This window comes from Duganella hordei, assembly GCF_040369125.1.
In the GTDB taxonomy this organism is placed as follows: Bacteria; Pseudomonadota; Gammaproteobacteria; order Burkholderiales; family Burkholderiaceae_D; genus Rugamonas; species Rugamonas hordei.
On sequence record NZ_BPWI01000015.1, the window covers coordinates 142,555 to 163,311 of the forward strand.

The following is a 20,757-nucleotide window of genomic DNA, read 5'->3' on the forward strand; positions in this document are numbered from 1 at the left end:
CCATTTTTTTATCAGAACCAGGTACGCTTGCCTTCCGGCTTATAGCCCAGGTCGCGAAGCTTGCGTCGCAAGCGCGCGTTGTCCCAGATGGCGCATACCAAAGTCACCAACATGATGACGCTGAACGCAGCGTTGCCGAGATACTTAAAAAACAGCCAGGCACCGACTGAGCACGCTATCGCGGTAAGCAACAACAACAAACCATCTTTCATTTAGCTCTCCTAACTTGCGCAACCTTGCGTCGGCTATAAATTTCAGGATGGCGCATCATTACAGCCGCCAGCCAAGGACGATGAAGGTGATTCATTTGGGCATTCAACAGAACATCGGAAAGAGAGGTTCCGCCCGCCAAGGCGCGCCCTGTTGCAATGGCGATACTACCAATAACCGCCCCCACATAATATGATGCATTCGCCGCCCCTAGGACCGCCAGCTTTTCAATACCTGTGCCAGCTCCGATCATCTCCGCTACCGTTACCTTTTTTCCGAACCTATCAATCAACGCGAGCAGCGTCGAAGCCGTCGAAACTGCCGATTGGCTGCTGCCGAAGAGGTTTTCAGGAGTAGCTAATCCCAATCCATCCATATTCTCTTTGAAGTATTTGTAAAAGTCAGACATAAGGCCTCCGTTGTCTACAAGTGTTTCACCGGAGGGTAGTTTGAATAAATATGATGCGCCTTGCGCCACCTCACAGCAAGCGGGCGGAACTATAGCTGACATTGCGCGGAATCGTTATCGGGCTTGGTGAGATTCGTAATTGCGACGGCCGGTGGGCTGATGCACCATCTACGCACTATTTTGCACAGATGGAGACGACATGACATCATCCCGGCGCACCGCGCTCAAGACGCTGTTGGCGGGCGCCGCGGTCCGGCCGCAGCTGGCCCACGCAGCCGAGCCGAAATGGGGCCGCGGCGTAGAAGGCCAGCGCAAGGCCGACCTGGGCAACGGCACCTACCTCAATCCCATCCTGTCCGGCGACCATCCCGATCCCACCATCCTCAAGGATGGCGCGGATTACTACATGACGTTTTCGTCCTTCCTGTCCTATCCCGGCGTCATCCTCTGGCACTCGCGCGACCTGGTGAACTGGGAGCCGATCGGCCCGGCTCTGACCAAGCCGATCGGCAGCGTGTGGGCCATGGACCTCGTCAAGCACAACGGCCGCTACTTCATCTACATCCCCGCCACCCCGGACGGCAAAGGCACCATCTTCGTCATCTGGGCCGACAACATCAGGGGCCCGTGGAGCGATCCGATCGACCTGCACATCGACGCCATCGATCCCGGCCACGCGGTCGGCGAGGACGGCAAGCGCTACCTGTTCGTCAACGGCGTGCGCCGCATCGGCCTGACCGACGACGGCCTGGCGACCGTCGGAACGCTCGAAAAAGTCTATGAGCCGTGGCGCTATCCATCCGACTGGGTGGTGGAGATGTTCGCGCCCGAAGGACCGAAGCTGTTGCGCCGCAACGGCTGGTTCTACCTGGTGCTGGCGGTGGGCGGCACCTCCGGCCCACCGACCAGCCACATGGTGATCGCCGCGCGCTCGCGTTCCATCCATGGCCCGTGGGAGAACTGTCCTCAGAATCCGCTGGTGCGCACCAAAAGTGCCGAAGAACGGTGGTGGTCGCGCGGCCACGCCACGCTGGTCGAAGGCCCGGCCGGCGACTGGTGGATGGTCTACCACGGCTACGAGAACGGCTACCGTACTCTCGGCCGCCAGGCGCTGCTCGAACCGATCGAATGGACGGCGGACGGCTGGTTCAAGCCCAAGGGCGGCGACCTGTCGTCGCCGCTGCCGATGCCGAAGAAAGGTACGGCCGTTCCAGCAGGCTTCGCCAAATCGGACGACTTCACGAAGAACAAATTCGGCGTGCAGTGGTGCTTCTTCAATCCGGGGCCGGACGAGACGAGGCGCGTGCGCTTTGAACAGGGTTCGGTAGTCATCGCGGGCAAAGGCACATCTCCGGCCGACTGCTCGCCGCTGTCCTGCATCGTCGGCGACCACGCTTATGAAGCCAGCGTCACGCTCGAGATCAGCGGCGCGGGCCATGGCGGCCTGCTACTGCACTACAACGAGCATATGTTCGTCGGCGTCGGCTTCAGCGCCACGCACATGCTGACCTATCACTACTCCCGCGAACAGAGCTGGATGCGCGAAGCCGTAAAGGCTTCCACGGTACGCATCCGCGTCAGGAATGACCGGCACATCGTGACGTTCTTCTACGCGCTGGACGACGGCAAATGGATACAGCACCCGTGGCAGATGGAGACCTCAGGCATGCACCACAACGTCTTCGGCGGCTTCCTCAGCCTGCAGCCGGCGGTGTACAGCGCCGGTGAAGGCGCTGTACGCATGCGGGACTTCCAGTACCGCGCGCTGGCTTAGTTCTGGCCGGCGTAGACCTTCACCAGGTCATACAGGAAGGTGCGGCCTTCCATCAGCGACTGAACGCCGATGTATTCGTTCAGGCCGTGGATGTTACCCAGGTCCGGTGTCAGGAAGATGCCGCTGATGCCGTAGGTCGGAATGCCGGCCGCGTTCAGGAACTGGCCGTCGGTGGCGCCCGATTGCAGGATGGGCAGCACCGGCACGCCGGGCCACATCTTCGCGGTCAGCTTCTCGACCGGCTCCATGATGGCGCGCGTCAGCTCCGGCGGCGCTGAATTCTCGCCACGGATTTCCAGCGTCTCCACCTTCACAGCAGGATCGTTGATCGCTTTGACCAGCGCCTCGCGCACCGTCTCCTGCGTCACGCCGGGGAAAATGCGGCAGTTGATGTTGGCGCGCGCGCGCTGCGGCAGGGCGTTGGTGGCGTGGCCCGCATCGAGCATGGTCGCCACGCAGGTCGTGTGCAGCATCGCACCCCAGCTGGCGTCGCGACCTGAGACCAGCGCCACCGCCTTGGCGTCCTTCGGATTCTTCACTACCGCCAGCATCGCCGCCGCCACGTCCTTGTGTCCCTCGGCCGTCTGGATTTTTGCCATGCCGTTCAGGTAGCCACGGCTGCCGTCGGCCAGCTGGATCGGGAAGGTGTAGCCTTCGATCTTCTTCAGCGCGCCGGCCAGGTGGTAGATCGCATTGTCCTTTTGCGGACGCGAACTGTGCCCGCCGCGATTAGTCACTTCCAGCCGGTAGTTCTGCGAGACTTTTTCGCCCGCCTGCACCGTCATCGACACGCGCTTGCCGGCAGCATCGAGCTCGCCGCCCGCGCCTTCGTTGATGGCGAAACCGGCGTCGATCAGTTCGCGGCGGTTCTTGGTCAGCCACTCTGCGCCGTTGAAGGCGCCGCCGGTCTCCTCGCCGCAGGTCAGCGCCATCTTCAGCGTGTGGCGCGGCACGTAGCCCTCGTTCTTGAAACGCACCAGCGTGTCGGCCCAGATGGCCGCCTGCGCCTTGTCGTCCACCGCGCCGCGCGCGTAGAACTTGCCGTCTTCCTCGACCAGCGTGAACGGATCCCGGGTCCAGTCTTCACGCTTGGCTTCGACCACGTCGATGTGCGCCAGCAGCAGGATCGCTTTCGCCTTTGGATCGCTGCCCGGCATGACGGCGACCAGGCCGCCCTCCTTCGGATGCGCCGGATCGGCGAACAGATGCAGCTCGGCGTCGGCAAAGCCGGCCGTCTTCAGTCGCGCGGCGATACGCTCGGCGGCCAGCGTGCAGCTGCCGGACGACAGCGTGGTGTTGGTTTCGACCAGCTCCTTGTAGAGGGCGCGGAACTGCGGTTCCGTAGGATCGGCATACGCACTCTGAACACAAGCCATCAAGACAGTTACTGCACCCAGCGCAAAACGAGACTTCATAGTCGTTTCCTTATTTAGACTGCGTCAACGACGTCGTCGGGGGACGACGCCAATTCTTCATCGGCCTTGGCCTGCTGCCGTTGCCACATCTGCGCATACAAGCCATCGGCCGCCAGCAGCGACTGGTGCGTGCCGCGCTCGACGATGCGGCCGTGGTCCAGCACCAGGATCTGCTGCGCGTCCGCCACCGTCGACAGGCGGTGCGCGATCACCATCGTCGTGCGGCTCCTGGCGATTTCCTTCAGCTGCGCCTGGATCGCCTGCTCGGCCTTGGAGTCCAGCGCCGACGTGGCTTCGTCGAAAATCAGAACGGCGGGATTCTTCAGCAGCGTGCGGGCGATCGCCACGCGCTGCTTCTCGCCGCCGGAGAGTTTGAGACCGCGCTCGCCGACCATGGTCGCGTAGCCGTCCGGCAGGCTGTCGATGAAGTCGTGGATCGACGCCGCGCGCGCCGCCGCCACGATCTGCTCCTTCGTCGCGCCGGGCTGGCCGTAGGCGATGTTGTATTCGATGGTGTCGTTGAACAGCACCGTATCCTGCGGCACGATGCCGATGGCGTGGCGCAGCGTGTCCTGCGTGATCGAGCGCAGATCCTGGCCGTCGATGGTGATGCCGCCGGCGTTCACCTCGTAGAAGCGGAACAGCAGTCGCGACAAGGTCGACTTGCCCGAGCCGCTATGGCCCACCACCGCCGTCGTCGTACCCGGCGCGATGGTGAAGTCGACGTCGAACAGGATCTGGCGCTTCGATTCGTAGCTGAAGTCCACATGGTTGAAGCGCACTTGCGCGCCGTGCGTGACCAGCGGCTGCGCATCCGGCGAGTCGGCCACTTCGCGGTTCTGGTCCAGCAGCGAGAACAGCTTCTCCATGTCCGCCAGGCTTTGCTTGATCTCGCGGTAGATCACGCCGAGGAAGTTCAACGGGATATACAACTGGATCATGAAGGAGTTCACCAGCACCAGGTCGCCCAGCGTCATCTTGCCGTCGATGACGCCTTGCGTGGCGCGCCACAGGATCAGCGTGACGGCGGTGGCGATGATCAGCGACTGCCCGGTGTTCAGCAGCGACAGCGAGGTCTGCGACTTGACGGCCGCCGATTCGTAGCGCTGCAGGCCTTCGTCATAGCGCCTGGCCTCGTAGTCCTCGTTGCCGAAGTACTTGACGGTTTCGTAGTTGATCAGCGAGTCGATGGCCTTGGTGTTGGCTTTCGAATCCAGCTCGTTCATCGTGCGGCGGAAGTGCGTGCGCCAGTCGGTGACGAAGATGGTGAACGAAATATAGGTCACCAGCGCGACGAAGGTGATCACCGAGAACCAGATGTCGTAGTGCGTGACGAGGTAGCCCAGCACCAGCGTGATCTCCACCAGGGTCGGCAGGATGTTGAACAGCGTGTAAGAAATCAGCGAGCCGACGGCGCGCGTGCCGCGCTCGATATCGCGCGTCATGCCGCCGGTCTGGCGGTTCAGGTGGAAGCGCAGCGACAGCGAATGCAGATGGCGGAACACCTGCAGCGCGATGGTGCGCACCGCGCGCTGCGTGACGCGGGCGAACAGGAATTCGCGCAGCTCGGTGAACAGCGTGGTCGACACGCGCAGCACGCCGTAGGCCACCAGCGCGCCGAGCGGCAGCACCAGCAGTGCCTGCGGATGCGAGGGCGAGACGCTCAGGCTGTCGATCAGGCGTTTCATCACCACCGGCACGCCGACGTTGGCCAGCTTGGCGCCGATCAGGCAGCCCAGCGCCAGCAGCACGCGCCATTTGTAGACCCACAGGTAGGGAAAGAGGGTTTTCAGCGTGGCCATGTCGCTGCGCTCGGCGGCCGGGGCTGCTTTACTGGAGGTGTCTGGCGGGGTATTCGGGTAACGGCGCATGGCGGATGTCGGCTTTTTATGGTTCAATCCCGGTAATTGTAGCCCTTCAAGAGAATTCACGATGACCGCGTCCCAAAATCCCCCGTCCACCAATGTCGAAACCGTCAACCGCGGCCTGCCGCCGGGCAAAATGCCGGAATTGCGCATGATGCCGGCGCCGTCCGACGCCAACGTCTACGGCGACGTGTTCGGCGGCTGGATCATGGCCCAGGTCGACATCGCCGGCTCGCTGCCGGCCACCCGCCGCGCGAACGGCCGCGTGGCCACCATTTCGGTGAATTCCTTCGTGTTCAAGAATCCCGTGTTCGTCGGCGACCTGCTGTCGTTTTATGCTGATATCGTCAAGGTTGGCAATACGTCCATCACCGTCAACGTGGAAGTGTACGCGGAGCGCAACCGCCTGCAGGCCTGCACCGTCAAGGTGACCGAGGCCACGCTGACCTACGTCGCCACCGATTCGGACCGTAAGCCGCGCAAGGTACCGCCTATCGAAACACTGATCAACGCCTGATCCGCCGCGGCGACGCATGGACCAGCAGCGCCGCGCCCTCCTCCTCGCCGCCGGCCGCCTTTCCGCGCTGGCGCTGGCCGCCGTGCCAGTGCCGGCCAGCGCCAGCTCCAACTCCGGCGCCTATCCCTTCAGCCTCGGCGTCGCTTCCGGCTCGCCACTGCCGGACGCCGTCATCCTCTGGACCCGCATCCTGCACGATCCGCTGAACGCCGCCGCCACGCCGCCGGTGGCCTTCAGCGTGCGCTGGGAAGTCTCCGAGGACGAGCGCTTCAGCCGCATCGTCGCCAAGGGCACGGCCAGCGCCGTACCCGGGCTGGCGCACAGCGTCCATGTCGACGTCACCGGCCTGGCGCCGGCTCGCTGGTACTGGTACCGCTTCATGCTGGGCGACGCCGTCAGCCCGGTCGGCCGCACCCGCACCGCGCCCGCCGCCGGCGCCATGCCGGACCAGCTGAAACTGGCCGTGGCCTCGTGCCAGCACTGGGAGTTCGGCAGCTACGCGGCGCACCGCCACATCGCCGCCGCCGCGCCCGACCTGGTGGCCTTCCTGGGCGATTACATCTACGAGTGGGGACCATACCAGCTGAAGCACCCGCAAAGCGCGCTACGGACCGCTGAGAGCTTCACGTTGGCCGATTACCGCGCCCGCTACGCCCAGTACAAGACCGACCGCGACCTGCAGGCCGCGCACCTGGCCGCGCCGTGGATCGTCACCTGGGACGACCACGAGGTGGCCAACGACTACGGCAGCGACCGCGACGAGCGGCTGGCGCCGGATTTCCTCCACCGCCGCGCCGCGGCCTACCAGGCCTTCTACGAACACATGCCGCTGCGCGTGGCGCCGGCCGGCTTCGCGCACCTGCGCATGTACCAGCGCTACGACTGGGGCCGGCTGGCGCGCATCCACGTGCTGGACGACCGCCAGTACCGCGCCCACCACGCCTGCACGCCGGCCGGGCGCGGCGGTTCCAGCTCCGTGCTCAGGCGCGATTGCCCGGCGCTGGCCGATCCCGCGCGCACCATGCTCGGCGCCGCCCAGCAGGACTGGCTGGAGCAGGGCTTGAAGTCGTCGCCGGCGCGCTGGAACATCCTGGCCCAGCAAACGCTGATGGCGCAAAACAGCCAGGTTCCCATCGTCAAGGAATCGGACGGCCGCTTCTGGACCGACGGCTGGGACGGCTATCCGATGGCGCGCCAGCGCCTGTTCGACGCGCTGCACGCCAGCGGCGCGCGCAATCCGCTGGTGCTGGGTGGCGACGTCCACAGCTTCTTCGCTGCCGAGCTCAACCGAAATCCGGCGCGTCCGCGCTCGGCCGCCAACCCGGTCATCGCCACGGAATTCGTCGGCACCTCGGTCACCTCGCCGTCGCGCCCGCAGGCCCGTACCGAGCAGTTTGTATCGATGAACCACGCCATCAAATACGGCCGCAGCGACAAGCGCGGCTTCATGCTGCTCAATATCACGCCGGCCGACACCACCACGCTGTTCCTCGCGCTGGACGACGTGCACGATCCCGCCAGCCCGATCGGCGCCGCCGCCAGCTTCCTGGTGCGCGACGGCCATCCCGGACTGGTCCGCGCTTGAATTGACGCGCTCATTGCCTATACTGGCTAGACCACCCTGTATGGAGGTGCTTCATGTTGAAAGTCACAGAGAGTGAAATTGCGCGCGAGCTCGATAGCTATCTGCACCAGGCTCTGACGCAAACGATAGTCGTAGAAAAAGCCGACCACGACGCTGTGGTCGTGCTGTCGCTAGCCGAGTTCGAACGGCTGCAGGATGTCGACGACCAGCACTGGGCCGAATGCGCCCGCAAGGCCAACGTCGAAGGCTACATCGATCACGATCATGAGGTGCGCCAGCGACTGGCCGCCGCCATGAGAGAAAAGCGGCTCGCTTGCATCAAGAAAGGGCCGCGATCAGACCACCATTGAGCTAAAAAAATCGCCTGGCTCAGCAGGCGATTTTTTTGCCTTACGCGGCGACTTTTTCGTCGCGCAGCTGGCGGCGCAGGATCTTGCCGACGTTGGTCTTCGGCAGCTCGTCGCGGAATTCGATGTACTTCGGCTTTTTATACGCGGTCAGCTCGTGCTTGCAGAACTCCAATATCTGCTCGGCGGTCAGGTTCGGATCCTTGCGCACCACGAACAGCTTGACGGCCTCGCCGGAATTCTTGTCCGGCACCCCGATGCACGCCACTTCCAGCACGCCCGGATGCGACGCCACCACGCCCTCCACTTCGTTCGGATACACGTTGAAGCCGGACACGATGATCATGTCCTTCTTGCGGTCGACGATGCGGGTGAAGCCCTGCTCGTTCATGATGCCGACGTCGCCGGTCTTGAAGAAGCCGTCGGCCGTCATCGATTTGGCGGTCTCGTCCGGACGGTTCCAGTAGCCGGCCATCACCTGCGGGCCGCGGATGGCGATCTCGCCGGTCGAACCCAGCGGCAGCACGTTGCCGTCGTCGTCCAGGATGCACACCTCGGTCGACGGAATCGGCAGGCCGATGGTGCCGGTGAATTCCTTGATGTCGACGCGGTTGGCGGTGGCCACCGGCGACGTTTCCGACATGCCGTAGCCTTCGATGATCGGCGTGCCGGTCAGCTTCAGCCAGCGGTCCGCCACCGCCTGCTGCACGGCCATGCCGCCGCCGTTGCAGACCGAGTAGGACGAGAAGTCCAGTTTGGCGAACTCGGGGTTATTGAGCAGCGCGTTGTACAGCGTGTTCACCGCCGGGAACACGGCGACGCGGTACTTGGCCAGTTCCTTGACGAAGCCCGGGATGTCGCGGGGATTCGGCACCAGCAGGTTCAGCCCGCCCATGCGCATGCCCATGAAGGCGCTGATGGTCAGCGAATAGATGTGGTACAGCGGCAGCGCGCACACAAACACCAGCTGCTCCTTCTGCTGCTTGAACTGCAGCCACGCTTCGTTCTGCAGCACGTTGGCGATGATGTTACGGTGCAGCAGCACGGCGCCTTTCGACACGCCGGTGGTGCCGCCGGTGTATTGCAGGAAGGCGATGTCGTCATGGCCCTGCTTGACCGGCTGCAGCGTCAGGCGCGCACCTTCGGCCAGCACCTGCTTGAACGACACCGAACCCGGCAGCGAAAACGCCGGCACCATCTTCTTTACCTTGCGCACCACCAGGTTGACCAGCATGCCTTTCAATCCGCCCAGCATGTCGCCCATGGTGGCGACGATCACATGCTTGACCTGGGTCTGCGCGACCACCTGCTGCACCGTGGTGGCAAAGTTTTCCAGCACGATGATCGCTTCCGATCCCGAGTCGACCAGCTGGTGCTGCAGCTCGCGCGGCGTGTACAGCGGATTGACGTTGACCACCGTGTAGCCGGCGCGCAGGATGGCCGCCATCGCCACCGGATATTGCAGCACGTTGGGCAGCATGATCGCCACGCGCGCGCCCGGCTGCAGGCCCTTGCTTTGCAGCCAGGCGCCCATCTGCAGCGACAGCTTGTCCAGCTCGCCGTAGGTCAGGAACTTGTCCATGCAGACGTAGGCGTTGCGGTCGGCATACTTGCGGAAGGATTCCTCCAGCAGGTGGGTCACCGAGCGGTACTGCGTGCTGTCGATTTCCGCGGGGACGCCTTCGGGGTAGGACTTCAGCCAAATCTTTTCCATCTTATGCAGCTTTCTGGTTCTGGCCGGGTGGTTCATCGCGCAGCATGCGCCGCAGGATTTTCCCGACATTGGTTTTGGGTAGCTCCTCGCGGAACTCGATATATTTCGGCTTCTTATAGCCGGTAAATTGTTCTTTGCAATAGGCCATCAGCTGCTCGGTGGTCAGGTTCGGATCCTTGCGCACGACGAACACCTTGACCGCCTCGCCCGAATGCTCGTCCGGCACGCCGATGCAGGCGCATTCGAGCACGCCGGGGTGGGCGGCGATCACGCCCTCCAGCTCGTTCGGATAGACGTTGAAGCCCGACACCAGGATCATGTCCTTCTTGCGGTCGACGATCTTCACGTAGCCGCGCTCGTCCATCACGCCCACGTCGCCCGATTTGAAATAGCCGTCGGCCGTCATGACCTTGGCGGTTTCGTCCGGACGGTTCCAGTAGCCGGCCATCACCTGCGGACCGCGGATAGCGATCTCGCCCGGCTGGCCCAGCGCCACCTCGTTGCCGTCATCATCGAGTATGGCGATATCGGTCGACGGCACCGGCAAGCCGATGGTGCCGCTGAAGGCGGTGCTGTCGGCGCGGTTGCAGGTGGCCACCGGCGACGTCTCGGACAAGCCGTAGCCTTCGATGATGGACACGCCGGTGACCTTCAGCCACTTGTCGTTGACCGACTGCTGCACGGCCATGCCGCCGCCGTTGCAGATCTTCAGCCCCGAGAAATCCAGGTTGCCGAATTGCGGATGGTTCAGCAGCGCGTTGTACAGCGTGTTCACCGCCGGCAGCATGTTGAACTTGTACTTGGCCAGTTCCTTGATGAAGCCGCCGATGTCGCGCGGGTTCGGAATCAGGATGTTGAGCGCGCCCACGCGGGTGCCCCACATCGCGCAGCAGGTCAGCGCGAAGATGTGGTACAGCGGCAGCGCGCACACGATGGTGGTCTGTTCGGTCACGCCGCCCAGCGCCGGCGCCGACCAGGCCTCGCTTTGCAGCAGGTTGGCGACCACGTTGCGGTGCGTCAGCGTCGCGCCCTTGGACACGCCTGTGGTGCCGCCGGTGTACTGCAGGAAGGCCGGATCGGTGGGCTGCAGCGCCACCGGCGTCAGCTTCATCGCGCCGCCCTGCGACAGCGCATCCTTGAAGCGCACCGCGTTCGGCAGCGAGAACGGCGGCACCATCTTCTTGACGCTGCGCACCACGAAATTGACCAGCATGCCCTTCAGGCCGCCGAGCATCTCGCCCATGCTGGCCACGACGATGTGCTTGACCTGCGTGCGCCCCAGCACCTGTTCCAGGGTGGTGGCAAAATTTTCCAGGATGAGGATGGCTTCGCTGCCCGAATCGTTGAGCTGGTGCTCCAGCTCGCGCGGCGTGTACAGCGGGTTGATGTTGACCACCGTGTAGCCGGCGCGCAGGATCGCGGCGATCGCGATCGGATACTGCAGCACGTTCGGCATCATGATGGCGACCCGCGCGCCCTTTTTCATGCCGCGGCTTTGCAGCCAGGCGCCCAGGCGCTTGGAATAGGCGTCCACTTCGGCATAGGTGAGGAACTTGTCCATGCAGACGTAGGCGTTGCGGTCCGCGAACTTGTGGAACGACTCTTCCAGCAGCTGCACCAGCGAACCGTATTGGCCGGGATCGATGTCGGTCAGCATGCCGGGAGGGTACGACTTCAACCAGATTTTTTCCATCCTGTGCCTCGTGTCTCAATATTATCGTTGTATGGTCCGGCGCACAGTGCCGGTTCAGCGTCGGGGGTGTCGTCTGCGCGAGTTACCGGAGCTTACTTGTTACGATGCTATCGGGCAGCAAGCTCGGACGCAAGCGCATTTAACCATATTTGAATGCGGCTTCTAACGGCTTTTTATGTTGCGTCGCAACATCAATGTGTGCCTTCCGGGGCGGCCGCCGGCTCCTTGCTGGTCTCTGCATTGAGCATTACCGGGCGGCCCAGTTGTTGCAACTGCTGCTGGCGTTGAACTAGATCAAGAGATGCTAAATTTTGCACTGCAGCATAAAATCGCACGAACGTTCGTTCTTGCTTTAACAACGTGCGAAAGGCGGGCAAATAATCGTGGTAAGTTCCCACCGCGCTGAGGTGGGCGTTGGTCAGCGGCTCGGCAAACCAGCGGTCGTAGCCGGCATAACCGCCCCAGCTGTCCTTGAGCTTCTGGTAGTCGGTTTTCAGATGGGCGAAGATGCGCAGCTTTTCCGCGCGCTTGTGGCGGGTGCTGGTTTTGCCGGCGTACAGGTCGGCCAGCATCTTGCGGTGGGCGACCAGCAGCGCCAGGAAATCCTGGCGGCGGGCGTTGTAGCGCGTATAAGCCTCGCGCATTGGATCGGTGCCGTACAGCTCCAGCCAGCGCGCCACGCCGGCCTCCTCCACCGCCGTGGCGAAGCCTTCGTTGAATTGCGAATCGCCCTGCACGTACACCACCTGGTGCGCCAGTTCGTGGAACACCATGCGCGCCAGTTCGGCGTCCGAATAGTTGATGAAGGTCGACAGCAGCGGGTCGCTGAACCAGCCCAGCGTGGAATACGCGGGCACGCCGCCCACCTGGACGTCGTTGCCTTCCTTGCGCAATTCGTCGGCATAGGCCATCGCGTCTTCCTTGCTGTAGTAGCCGCGGTAGCTGACGCAGCCGGCGATAGGGAAGCACCACTGGATCGGCCGCAGCGACAGTTCCGGCGTCGCCACCACGTTCCACAGCACGAAGGGCCGCGACAGCGCCGCGTAGTTCTTGTAGCTGGCGTTGTCGGGCAGGCCCAGTTCCCGGACCGCGAACTTGCGTATCAACAGGGCTTTTTCCAGGCGGGCCTTGAGCTGGGGATCGGTGGACGGATCGCCCAGCCAGTCGTCAATCGGACGGGCGTCCGACCACAATGCGTACTGGCCTTGCGCGGCCTGCATGTAGTACTTCAGTTGCGCGCAACCCGCCAGCAGAAGTGCTGCACATGCCGCCGCCAACCAGTACCTGGCGCGGACGATCCGGCGGGCTAAATTGCGCATACATTACCTTCAAGCAGCGACTCTTTCGACTTGTACCAGTGTATCGTAAAAAGTTGGTGCGCGGCCCATATCGGTTAACTGTTGGCTGGTAACCTCATTGGCGTTTTTACCATCCCGCCCGAGCTTTTTCCACCACACTGACAAGCCGACAACAAGACCGGCGCGGGCCTTGTCCGTCACGCGCGCCTTGGCGATGAAGGTGCCGCGGTCATTGAAGATGCGCACCATGTCGCCGTCGACGATGCCGCGCGAAGCGCTGTCGTCAGGATGGATGTCCAGGTGCGGCTCGCCCTCCGCCGAACGCAGGCTCTTGACGTTGACGAAGGTGGAGTTGAGGAAGTTGCGGGCGGGCGGAGAAATCATCGCCAGTGGATAGCGTTTTGCCAGTTCCGGGTTGCTCGCCACCGATTCGTACGGCGGCAAATACGTGGGCAACGGATCGAGTCCGTCGGCCTCCATCGCGGCCGAATAAAACTCGCACCTGCCGGACGGCGTAGGGAAGCCGCCCCGCGCGAACGGCGCCTCCGGCATGTTGAGTTTTTGCCAGCCTTTGCGCTTCAGCGATTCCCAGTCGAAGTGGATGGCGCGCGCGTCCTGCGCGTTGAAGGCGATGGCCGCCAGTTCGTCGTCGCTGTCCTTGAAGCAGGGATCGTCGTAGCCCATCGCCGCCGCCAGCAGGCGGAAGATTTCGGTGTTGGCCTTGGCCTCGCCCATCGGCGCGATGGCGGCGTTGTTGGCCATCATGTACAGGTGACCGTAGGAGGTGTGCGCGTCGACGTGCTCCAGCTGCGTGGTGGCGGGCAGCACGATGTCGGCATAGTCCACGGTGTCGGTCTGGAAGTGCTCCAGCACCACGGTGAACAGATCCTCGCGCGCGAAGCCGGCCATCACCTTCGACGAATCCGGCGCGATCGCCAGCGGGTTGGCGTTGTAGACGATCACCGCCTCCACCTGCGGGCCGAACTCCGGCGAGGATGGGCGCAGCAAGTCGTCGCCGATGGTGGTCATGTTGATGGTGCGCGGCAGCTGCGTCAGCAGGTCCGGCCGCTGCAGCGCCGCCTTGTTGGTCGGGAACGAGCCGCTGGACGACAGCTGGATGCCGCCGGCCGGATGGCGCCACGCGCCCACCAGCGCCGGCAGGCAGGCCATGTTACGCACCGACATGCCGCCGCCGCGCACCCGTTGCACGCCGTAGTTGGTGCGGATCGCCACCGGCTCGCCGGCCCTGGCCATGCTGCCGTACAGGCGCGCCAGGTCGACCACTTCCGCCACCGTGATGCCGCAGGTGTCGGCGGTGCGTTCCGGCGTCCATTCCGCCGCGCGCGCCTTCAGCTGCTCGAAGCCCAGCGTGTAATTGGCGATGTAGTCGTGGTCGAGCAGGTCCTCGGCGATCAGCACATGCATCATGCCCAGCGCCAGCGCGGCGTCGGTGCCAGGCAGCAGCGCGATGTGCTGGTGACACTTCTCCGCCGTCAGCGAGCGGTAGGGGTCGATGGCGATCAGCTTGGCGCCGTTGCGCTTGGCCTCTTGCGCGCGGGTCCAGAAATGCAGGTTGGAGGCGATCGGATTGCCGCCCCAGATCAGGATCAGCTTGGCATGCTGGAACTGCTCCATGTCGATGCCGACCGAGCCGCCGATGGTGTACTTGTAGCCGGTAAAGCCGGCCGTCGCGCAGATGGTGCGGTCCAGCAGCGAGGCGCCGATCTTGTGGAAGAAACGTGAAGACATCGATTCGCCCTGCAGCAGCCCCATCGTGCCGCAATAGCTGTACGGCAGGATCGCTTGCGGCGCGCGCTCGGCCAGCGGCTTGAGCCGCGCTGCGATGGCCTGCAGCGCCTCGTCCCAGCTGATGCGCTCGAACTTGCCCTCGCCCTTTTTGCCGACGCGGCGCAGCGGGTACAGCAAACGGTCCTCGTGATAGGTGCGCTCGGTATAGCGCGCCACCTTGGTGCACAGCACGCCGGCGGTGGTCGGATGATCAGGGTCGCCCTTGACGGCGGTGGCGACGCCGTCCTCCACGGTCACCAGCAGGGCGCAGGTATCGGGACAATCGTGCGGGCAGACCGCGCGAACTTGTGTCGTTGTCATGTCAAAAGTCCAAAAAGCGTACACTGAAAGCAGTATGGTAAACGATTAGGCGACCATTCCGTCCGCTCTGGATTTGTTTGGCTGACAAGGGCTACAATGGCTGTTCTCGCTGCTCAAAAGGCAGGCGAACCCTACATTGGAGAAGCAGATGAAATTAGTTGAACCCATCATTGCATTTCAATCGGAAATCCAGCAAATCCGGCGTGACCTGCACGCCCATCCAGAGCTGTGCTACGAAGAAAAACGCACCTCGGACGTGGTGGCCGACAAGCTGAGCGAATGGGGCATCCCCGTCATTCGCGGCCTGGGCCTGACGGGCGTGGTCGGCATCATCAAGAACGGCAGCTCCACGCGCGCCATCGGCCTGCGCGCCGACATGGACGCGCTGCCGATGCAGGAGGTGAACACCTTCGCCCATGCCTCGCGCCATCCCGGCAAGATGCACGCCTGCGGCCACGACGGCCACACCGCGATGCTGCTGGGCGCCGCCAGGCACCTGGCCGAGCACCGCAATTTCGACGGCACGGTGTATCTCATTTTCCAGCCGGCGGAAGAAGGCGGCGCGGGCGCGCGGCGCATGATCGAGGACGGCCTGTTCGAGCAATGCCCGATGGATGCGATCTACGGCATGCACAACTGGCCGGGCGCGCCGGTCGGCACCATGAGCGTGGTCGAGGGACCGATGATGGCCTCCAGCAACGAGTTCTACGTCACCGTCAAAGGCAAGGGCGCGCACGCGGCCCAGCCGCACAAGGGCATCGATCCGGTGATGGTGGCGGTGCAGATCGCGCAAAGCTGGCAGACCATCATCAGCCGCCAGAAGAGCCCGCTGGACACGGCCGTGCTGTCGATCACGCAAATCCATGCCGGCAGCGCCACCAACGTGATCCCCGACGAGGCCGAGCTGGTCGGCACGGTGCGCACCTTCACGCAGCCGGTGCTGGACATGATCGAGCAACGCATGGGCGAGATCGCCAGGCACACGGCGGCCGCGTTCGGCGCCGAAGTCGATTTCACGTTCCGCCGCAATTACCCGCCGCTGGTCAACCACGCCGCCGAAACGAAGTTCGCGGTCGAGGTGATGAAATCGGTGGTCGGCGCGGACAACGTCGACGACAATGTCGAACCGACCATGGGCGCGGAGGATTTCGCCTTCTTCCTGCAGGCCAAGCTGGGCTGCTACGTCTTCATCGGCAACGGCGAGGGCGACCACCGCGACGGGGGCCACGGCCTCGGTCCGTGCGTGCTGCACAACGGCAGCTACGACTTCAACGACCACCTGCTGCCGATCGGCGCCAGCTTCTGGGTGCGCCTGGCCGAACAGAGCTTGCCGATGGCCTAAGCCAATTTATCGGGGGCGGTGCCGACGCGCTGCCCCGGATTCAAGGCTTCCAGTCCCAGCAGCGCCGCCGAGTGGTCGGCCTGCGGGACGGTCTCCACCAGCGACTGGTAGCGCTCGGTCACCAGCTGGGTCACCGGCAAGGTGATGCCGGCCGCCTCTGCCGCGGCCAGGATGTTGCGCTGGTCTTTCAGCTGCGTCTTCACCTGCCCGCCGGCGACGAAATTACGCTCCAGCATGCGCTGGCCGTGCACGTCGAGGATCTTGCTTTCGGCGAAGCCGCCGCGTATCGCCGCCCGCATCGCCGCCGGATCGGCGCCTGCCGCCTGCGCCAGCAGCATGGCCTCGGCCACGATGTTGATGGTGGCGCCGACGATCAGCTGGTTGCACAGCTTGGCCACCTGTCCGCTGCCGGCCGGGCCGACCAGCGTAGGCCGGCCCATCGCCGACAGCACCGGTTCCGCCTCGGCGAAATCCTCGGCGCTGCCGCCCGCCATGATGGCCAGCGTGCCCGCCGCCGCGCCGCCCACGCCGCCGGACACCGGCGCGTCGACAAAACGCCGGCCCTGCGCCGTCAGCAGCGCGTGGAATTCCTGCGCCTCCGATTGCCGCGTCGAGCTCATGTCTATCCACAGCGCGCGCGGCGCCAGCGCCGGCAAGGCGTCCTGCATCACGCCGCCGACGATGGGGCCGGCTTCCAGCATCGAGATCACGATGTCGGCGCCGCGCACCGCCTCGTCCAGCTGAGCGGAGGCCTGCGCGCCGGCGCCGGCCAGCGCCTGCGCCTTGGAAAAAGTGCGGTTCCAGACCGTCACGGGGTAGCCCGCCGCCAGCAAGCGGCGTACCATCGGGTCTCCCATCAAGCCGATACCCAGAAAGGCGATACGCATAGATACTCCAACTCCTGAAATAGTCAAAACGGCCGCCTCCGGAATTATTTTTGGAACCCCGGTACAATCTCGGCAGCCGTATTAGTGAGAAATACAGCACAAACCTTGCAAGGATACTATGTTCGCTAAAAAAATGATGGCGGCTGCAGCCGCTCTGCTGCTGGCCCAGGCAGCTTACGCCGAAGACAAACTGATCGATTCCGTGTCGGTCGACTATGGCAACGCCGCCAAGGTCCAGATGACCCGCATCAGCGTGCAAAAAGACTGGAGCGCCCGCTGGTTCCAATCCAACGGCACGCACCTGAGCGGCTACTGGGACCTGACCGCCGGCTTCTGGAAACAGAACCAGTACCAGAACGTTTCCGGCCGCTCCAAGAGCCTGTGGGACATCGGCCTGGACCCGGTCTTCCGCTGGGAAAATGATAACAAGAAGGGTATTTACTACGAAGGCGGCATCGGCGTGCACCGCCTGTCCGAGCTGTATGACAACGACACCTATCGCTTGTCGACCCACTTCCAGTTCGGCGACCACATCGGCATCGGCTATGTGGTCGACAACAACTGGGAAATCGGCGCCAAGGTGCAGCACTTCTCGAACGGCGGCTACAAAAAGCCGAACACCGGCGTGAACTTCATCGTCGTCAAAGCGGCCTACCACTTCTGATGCATGTGTAAAAAAGCGGGGGTCAGTTCCGGCAATCTGCCACGCGTGGCAGATTGCCGGAACTGACCCCCGCTTTTTTACACGTTCGATTCAGCCACAATCTTCCAGTTCTTGCCTTCCTTGGCCCAGTACTGCTTCTTGCGCACCGCGTGGCGGTATTTGCCGACCACGATCTGCTGCGTGAAGCTGCTGACGATGACCTCTTCCTGGCTGGGCTGGCGGAAGAAGCTCGGCTCGGTGACCGTCACGCTGATCTTCTTCGCACCCGGCAGGAAGCGATTCTTGTCCAGCCAGGCATTCACATCCTCGTCGGCCGCCGACTTGAAGCGCGCCGAATACAGCGCGCGCAGGCTGGCGTCGTCGCGGTTCTCGACATCGCGGCGCCAGCTCTCCACCAGCGAACTGGCGACCAGCAGGTCGCGCTCCATCTGTTCCTTGCTGACGAACTCGACCTGATCGCCGATCAGGATCGGCGTCTTGCCGATTTCCACGGTCCGGGTCAGCGTATTCAAATCATCATTGCTGACCACCACGCAACCGTCGGTCGACAGCGGCGGACGGCTGAAGGTTTCCGGCGGCGTGCCGTGCACCCAGATGCCGGAACCGCTGCGGCCCTGCACCTTGTCCCAGTCGTTCGGATAGTCCAGCGGCAACGCGCCCTTGCCGTACATGTCAGGCAGCTTGATTCCCGGCAGATGGCCGATGATGTAGTACACGCCCACCGGCGTGCGCATATCGCCTTCCTTCAGCTTATGAATGCCCAGCTTGCCCTGGCTGACGTAGAAGTCCGACAGCAACCGGATCTGGTCGTTGCGGTTTTCATACAGGTAAAGGCGCGAGTGCTTGGCGTCGACGATCAGCGCGTGTCTCTGGTCCTTGCGCATCTGCAGCAGCGCGCGCGGCACCAGCGCCGACGATGGACGGCCAGGCTCGGCCTGCATGCGCACCGCGGCCTCGCGCCGCAGGTCGGCCAGTTTGGAGTCGGTTCCTTGCGGTGCGGCGGCGCCTATCGTGGTCACCGCGCGGGTATGCATCAGCAGGATATCGCCGCGCACCAGGTGGCCGAGGCGGAAATTGGGATAGGCAACGACCAGCGCATCGGCCTTCTGCTGGGCGACGCGCAGGTTGTGCTGGGACAGCTCTTTGTAGATATCAGAGAGCATGTCCTCAGGGTTGGCTTTACGGGCAGCAGCCCGTACCGGCTTTTTTGCGGCGTAGCTGACCTCTCCTCCCAATACGCTCAGAAGGGCTACGCACAACAAACTCCTTGCACGCCAGTGTTGCGAAAATCTAAAGTGTGACATCAGCTACCCGAGGACTCCTGCTTGATCTGCCATTTTCCACTATTTTTGATCAGCACGAGCGTCTTCCGGCTTTTGGCGGTCAAACGATCCGATTCATAGGTCTGGCGGAAGGTAACTTTCGCCGTATTGCCATTCACAACCACTTCCGGTCCGCCCACTTCCACGCGGATGCGGCCCTTGCCTTCGATGCGGGCGCGGCGCTCATCGGCCCACGCCTTGCGCGACAAGCCCTTGGGCGGCTCGAACTCGTGGCTGTAGTAACCCAGGTAGGAATCGACGTTTTGCGAGGCCCAGGCCTTGGCCCAGCCATTCACTTGGGCCAGCACCGCGTCGCGTTCGGCAGTGTCCGGCTTGGCGGCTTTTTCCGGTTCAGGCTTGACTGGTTTGGGCGGCTCGATCTTGGCCGGTTTGGCCGGTTCGACCTGGGCTACCACCGGCGCAGGCACTGGTTTGGCCGGCACAGGCGTCGGAGCAGGTTTGACCGGCTCGGCCTTGGCCACCACCGGAGCCGGCACCGGTGCCGGCTTCGACGGTTCGACTTTGGCGATCACCGGCGCAGGAACAGGCGCGGCCGGCTTGGCGGCAACAGGCGCCGGTATCGGAGCAGGTGCTGGCGTCGGCGCGGCGGCAACCTTGGCCGCAGGCACTGGCGTTGGCGCCGGCGGCGTGACGGACAATGCCGGGATCCGCTGCTGCGTAGTCTGCTTGCCGGCGTCCGCAGGGATTTGCGAAATCAGCGGTGGCGCCGAGCTGGCGGTGCGGGGCGGCGTCGCCTGCGCCACTTGCGCAGCAGGGGCCGGTGCGGGCGTTGGCGCCGTCGCGTCCGGCAGGCCAACCTTGGCGCCGGTGCTGCTGGAGAAGTTGCGCAGCAAAGTCAGCTTGGACTTGACCGGCGCATTGTTCGAACCCAGCGCCAGCGCCTTGTCGTAGGCCTGGCTGGCCATCTTGCCATACACGTCGCCCAGGTTTTCGTAGGCGGTCATATAGCTCGGATTGGTGCGGATCGCCCGTTCCAGCGCAACGCGCGCCTTGTCGTACTGGCCGTTGGCCGCATACAACACCGCCAGGTTGTTATACGGCTCCGGCAGGTCCTTGTAATCTTCAGTCAACCTGGTGAAGATGGCGATGGCCTCGTCCGACTTGTTTTGCTCGGTCAGCAGCACGCCCTTCATGAAGCGCATCTGCGGATCGGCTGGATGTTTGCTCAGGTATTCGTTGGTCTTGTTCAGCGCTTCGACGACTTTGCCGGCCTTGGCCAGTTTGCTGACGTCGGCCATCTCATCGGCGCGCGCAGGCGCTTGCGTGAAGATACTTGCTACGATGCCGGCGGTAGCCAAGGCACGATACAGCGTGGATTGGGCTGTCTTATTTTTCATTGAAGTGTGAAGCAAGCGCGAAAGAACACATGGTACACCTTTAGTTTCCTTAGATCAAAATCTAGCGTGTATCTTAAATGCGTCTTTAACCACAAAAGCAAAAAACCCCACCAGGATCACCTGGTGGGGTTTCTTATATAACTAGCCTGACGATAACCTACTTTCACACTGGTTGCAGCACTATCATCGGCGCAGAGTTGTTTCACGGTCCTGTTCGGGATGGGAAGGGGTGGGACCAACTTGCTATG

At 63.4% G+C, this 20,757-nt stretch carries 17 protein-coding genes and 1 rRNA gene; 6 read left to right on the forward strand and 12 right to left on the reverse strand.

Annotated elements, in window-relative coordinates; all coding sequences use genetic code 11:
- Positions 1–11 precede the first annotated feature (11 nt).
- Positions 12–212 (reverse strand): hypothetical protein, encoded by a 201-nt coding sequence (locus ABWW33_RS26500; protein WP_353404432.1) that lies wholly within the window; start codon positions 210–212, stop codon positions 12–14.
- Positions 209–619, reverse strand: coding sequence for a hypothetical protein (locus ABWW33_RS26505; RefSeq protein ID WP_176655803.1), 411 nt, complete (start codon positions 617–619; stop codon positions 209–211). Before ABWW33_RS26505 ends, ABWW33_RS26500 begins: the two co-directional genes overlap by 4 nt.
- A gap of 199 nt (positions 620–818) precedes the next feature.
- Here ABWW33_RS26505 and ABWW33_RS26510 point away from each other — a divergent pair, with 199 nt between their 5' ends.
- Entirely contained in the window at positions 819–2,393 is a 1,575-nt protein-coding gene (locus ABWW33_RS26510) for a family 43 glycosylhydrolase (RefSeq protein ID WP_353404433.1), read from the forward strand.
- Here the strand turns inward: ABWW33_RS26510 and ABWW33_RS26515 are convergent.
- On the reverse strand, positions 2,390–3,808 hold the full coding sequence (locus tag ABWW33_RS26515) for a M20/M25/M40 family metallo-hydrolase (RefSeq protein ID WP_353404434.1): 1,419 nt from the start codon (positions 3,806–3,808) through the stop codon (positions 2,390–2,392). The genes ABWW33_RS26510 and ABWW33_RS26515 overlap by 4 nt on opposite strands.
- 14 nt (positions 3,809–3,822) lie before the next feature.
- Entirely contained in the window at positions 3,823–5,679 is a 1,857-nt protein-coding gene (locus ABWW33_RS26520) for an ABCB family ABC transporter ATP-binding protein/permease (RefSeq protein ID WP_353404435.1), read from the reverse strand.
- A 61-nt stretch (positions 5,680–5,740) separates the two neighbouring features.
- Between ABWW33_RS26520 and ABWW33_RS26525 the strand changes: the two genes are divergently transcribed.
- From ABWW33_RS26525 to ABWW33_RS26535, 3 genes are read left to right on the forward strand one after another with little or no spacing between them, the layout of a single operon-like run.
- Positions 5,741–6,190, forward strand: a complete 450-nt coding sequence (locus tag ABWW33_RS26525) for an acyl-CoA thioesterase (protein WP_176655807.1) — start codon at positions 5,741–5,743, stop codon at positions 6,188–6,190.
- Between the two features lie 16 nt (positions 6,191–6,206).
- Positions 6,207–7,775 (forward strand): alkaline phosphatase D family protein, encoded by a 1,569-nt coding sequence (locus ABWW33_RS26530; RefSeq protein ID WP_353404436.1) that lies wholly within the window; start codon positions 6,207–6,209, stop codon positions 7,773–7,775.
- A gap of 53 nt (positions 7,776–7,828) precedes the next feature.
- Positions 7,829–8,125: a hypothetical protein gene (locus ABWW33_RS26535; RefSeq protein ID WP_176655810.1), complete on the forward strand. Its 297-nt coding sequence runs from the start codon at positions 7,829–7,831 to the stop codon at positions 8,123–8,125.
- 40 nt (positions 8,126–8,165) lie between these two features.
- Here ABWW33_RS26535 and ABWW33_RS26540 read toward each other — a convergent pair whose 3' ends face one another.
- The 4 genes from ABWW33_RS26540 to ABWW33_RS26555 all read right to left on the reverse strand — a co-directional run bounded on the left by ABWW33_RS26540 (position 8,166) and on the right by ABWW33_RS26555 (position 14,936).
- The gene (locus ABWW33_RS26540) at positions 8,166–9,836 is read right to left on the reverse strand and encodes a long-chain-fatty-acid--CoA ligase (protein WP_353404437.1); all 1,671 of its coding nucleotides are present in this window, start codon (positions 9,834–9,836) and stop codon (positions 8,166–8,168) included.
- Between the two features lies 1 nt (position 9,837).
- The gene (locus ABWW33_RS26545) at positions 9,838–11,529 is read right to left on the reverse strand and encodes a long-chain-fatty-acid--CoA ligase (RefSeq protein WP_176655812.1); all 1,692 of its coding nucleotides are present in this window, start codon (positions 11,527–11,529) and stop codon (positions 9,838–9,840) included.
- Between the two features lie 191 nt (positions 11,530–11,720).
- On the reverse strand, positions 11,721–12,848 hold the full coding sequence (locus ABWW33_RS26550; protein WP_176655813.1) for an aminopeptidase: 1,128 nt from the start codon (positions 12,846–12,848) through the stop codon (positions 11,721–11,723).
- Positions 12,849–12,857: 9 nt separating this feature from the next.
- Entirely contained in the window at positions 12,858–14,936 is a 2,079-nt protein-coding gene (locus tag ABWW33_RS26555) for a molybdopterin-containing oxidoreductase family protein (protein ID WP_353404438.1), read from the reverse strand.
- Positions 14,937–15,084: 148 nt separating this feature from the next.
- Here ABWW33_RS26555 and ABWW33_RS26560 point away from each other — a divergent pair, with 148 nt between their 5' ends.
- Positions 15,085–16,278, forward strand: coding sequence for a M20 aminoacylase family protein (locus tag ABWW33_RS26560; RefSeq protein ID WP_353404439.1), 1,194 nt, complete (start codon positions 15,085–15,087; stop codon positions 16,276–16,278).
- Here the strand turns inward: ABWW33_RS26560 and ABWW33_RS26565 are convergent.
- Positions 16,275–17,165 carry an NAD(P)-dependent oxidoreductase gene (locus ABWW33_RS26565; protein WP_353404440.1) on the reverse strand — a complete coding sequence of 297 codons (891 nt, stop codon included), beginning with the start codon at positions 17,163–17,165 and terminating at the stop codon, positions 16,275–16,277. The genes ABWW33_RS26560 and ABWW33_RS26565 overlap by 4 nt on opposite strands.
- Before the next feature lie 118 nt (positions 17,166–17,283).
- Here ABWW33_RS26565 and ABWW33_RS26570 point away from each other — a divergent pair, with 118 nt between their 5' ends.
- A complete protein-coding gene (locus ABWW33_RS26570; RefSeq protein WP_353404441.1) occupies positions 17,284–17,829 on the forward strand; it encodes an acyloxyacyl hydrolase in 546 nt (181 codons plus the stop codon).
- A gap of 77 nt (positions 17,830–17,906) precedes the next feature.
- Here ABWW33_RS26570 and ABWW33_RS26575 read toward each other — a convergent pair whose 3' ends face one another.
- The 3 genes from ABWW33_RS26575 to rrf all read right to left on the reverse strand — a co-directional run.
- Positions 17,907–18,992 carry a L,D-transpeptidase family protein gene (locus tag ABWW33_RS26575; RefSeq protein ID WP_353404442.1) on the reverse strand — a complete coding sequence of 362 codons (1,086 nt, stop codon included), beginning with the start codon at positions 18,990–18,992 and terminating at the stop codon, positions 17,907–17,909.
- Between the two features lie 140 nt (positions 18,993–19,132).
- Entirely contained in the window at positions 19,133–20,509 is a 1,377-nt protein-coding gene (locus ABWW33_RS26580) for a L,D-transpeptidase Cds6 family protein (protein ID WP_353404443.1), read from the reverse strand.
- A gap of 144 nt (positions 20,510–20,653) precedes the next feature.
- Positions 20,654–20,757, reverse strand: a 5S ribosomal RNA gene (gene rrf / locus ABWW33_RS26585); the annotation flags it as partial.

Bases quoted from the DNA above. Each gene is read 5' to 3' on its own strand.
- ABWW33_RS26530 (WP_353404436.1), top strand. From the start codon at position 6,207: ATGGACCAGCAGCGCCGCGCCCTCCTCCTCGCCGCCGGCCGCCTTTCC.
- ABWW33_RS26505 (WP_176655803.1), bottom strand. From the start codon at position 619: ATGTCTGACTTTTACAAATACTTCAAAGAGAATATGGATGGATTGGGA.
- ABWW33_RS26525 (WP_176655807.1), top strand. From the start codon at position 5,741: ATGACCGCGTCCCAAAATCCCCCGTCCACCAATGTCGAAACCGTCAAC.
- ABWW33_RS26510 (WP_353404433.1), top strand. From the start codon at position 819: ATGACATCATCCCGGCGCACCGCGCTCAAGACGCTGTTGGCGGGCGCC.
- ABWW33_RS26550 (WP_176655813.1), bottom strand. From the start codon at position 12,848: ATGCGCAATTTAGCCCGCCGGATCGTCCGCGCCAGGTACTGGTTGGCG.
- ABWW33_RS26535 (WP_176655810.1), top strand. From the start codon at position 7,829: ATGTTGAAAGTCACAGAGAGTGAAATTGCGCGCGAGCTCGATAGCTAT.
- ABWW33_RS26570 (WP_353404441.1), top strand. From the start codon at position 17,284: ATGTTCGCTAAAAAAATGATGGCGGCTGCAGCCGCTCTGCTGCTGGCC.
- ABWW33_RS26575 (WP_353404442.1), bottom strand. From the start codon at position 18,992: ATGCTCTCTGATATCTACAAAGAGCTGTCCCAGCACAACCTGCGCGTC.
- ABWW33_RS26580 (WP_353404443.1), bottom strand. From the start codon at position 20,509: ATGAAAAATAAGACAGCCCAATCCACGCTGTATCGTGCCTTGGCTACC.
- ABWW33_RS26560 (WP_353404439.1), top strand. From the start codon at position 15,085: ATGAAATTAGTTGAACCCATCATTGCATTTCAATCGGAAATCCAGCAA.
- ABWW33_RS26540 (WP_353404437.1), bottom strand. From the start codon at position 9,836: ATGGAAAAGATTTGGCTGAAGTCCTACCCCGAAGGCGTCCCCGCGGAA.
- ABWW33_RS26515 (WP_353404434.1), bottom strand. From the start codon at position 3,808: ATGAAGTCTCGTTTTGCGCTGGGTGCAGTAACTGTCTTGATGGCTTGT.
- ABWW33_RS26555 (WP_353404438.1), bottom strand. From the start codon at position 14,936: ATGACAACGACACAAGTTCGCGCGGTCTGCCCGCACGATTGTCCCGAT.
- ABWW33_RS26545 (WP_176655812.1), bottom strand. From the start codon at position 11,529: ATGGAAAAAATCTGGTTGAAGTCGTACCCTCCCGGCATGCTGACCGAC.
- ABWW33_RS26565 (WP_353404440.1), bottom strand. From the start codon at position 17,165: ATGCGTATCGCCTTTCTGGGTATCGGCTTGATGGGAGACCCGATGGTA.
- ABWW33_RS26500 (WP_353404432.1), bottom strand. From the start codon at position 212: ATGAAAGATGGTTTGTTGTTGTTGCTTACCGCGATAGCGTGCTCAGTC.
- ABWW33_RS26520 (WP_353404435.1), bottom strand. From the start codon at position 5,679: ATGCGCCGTTACCCGAATACCCCGCCAGACACCTCCAGTAAAGCAGCC.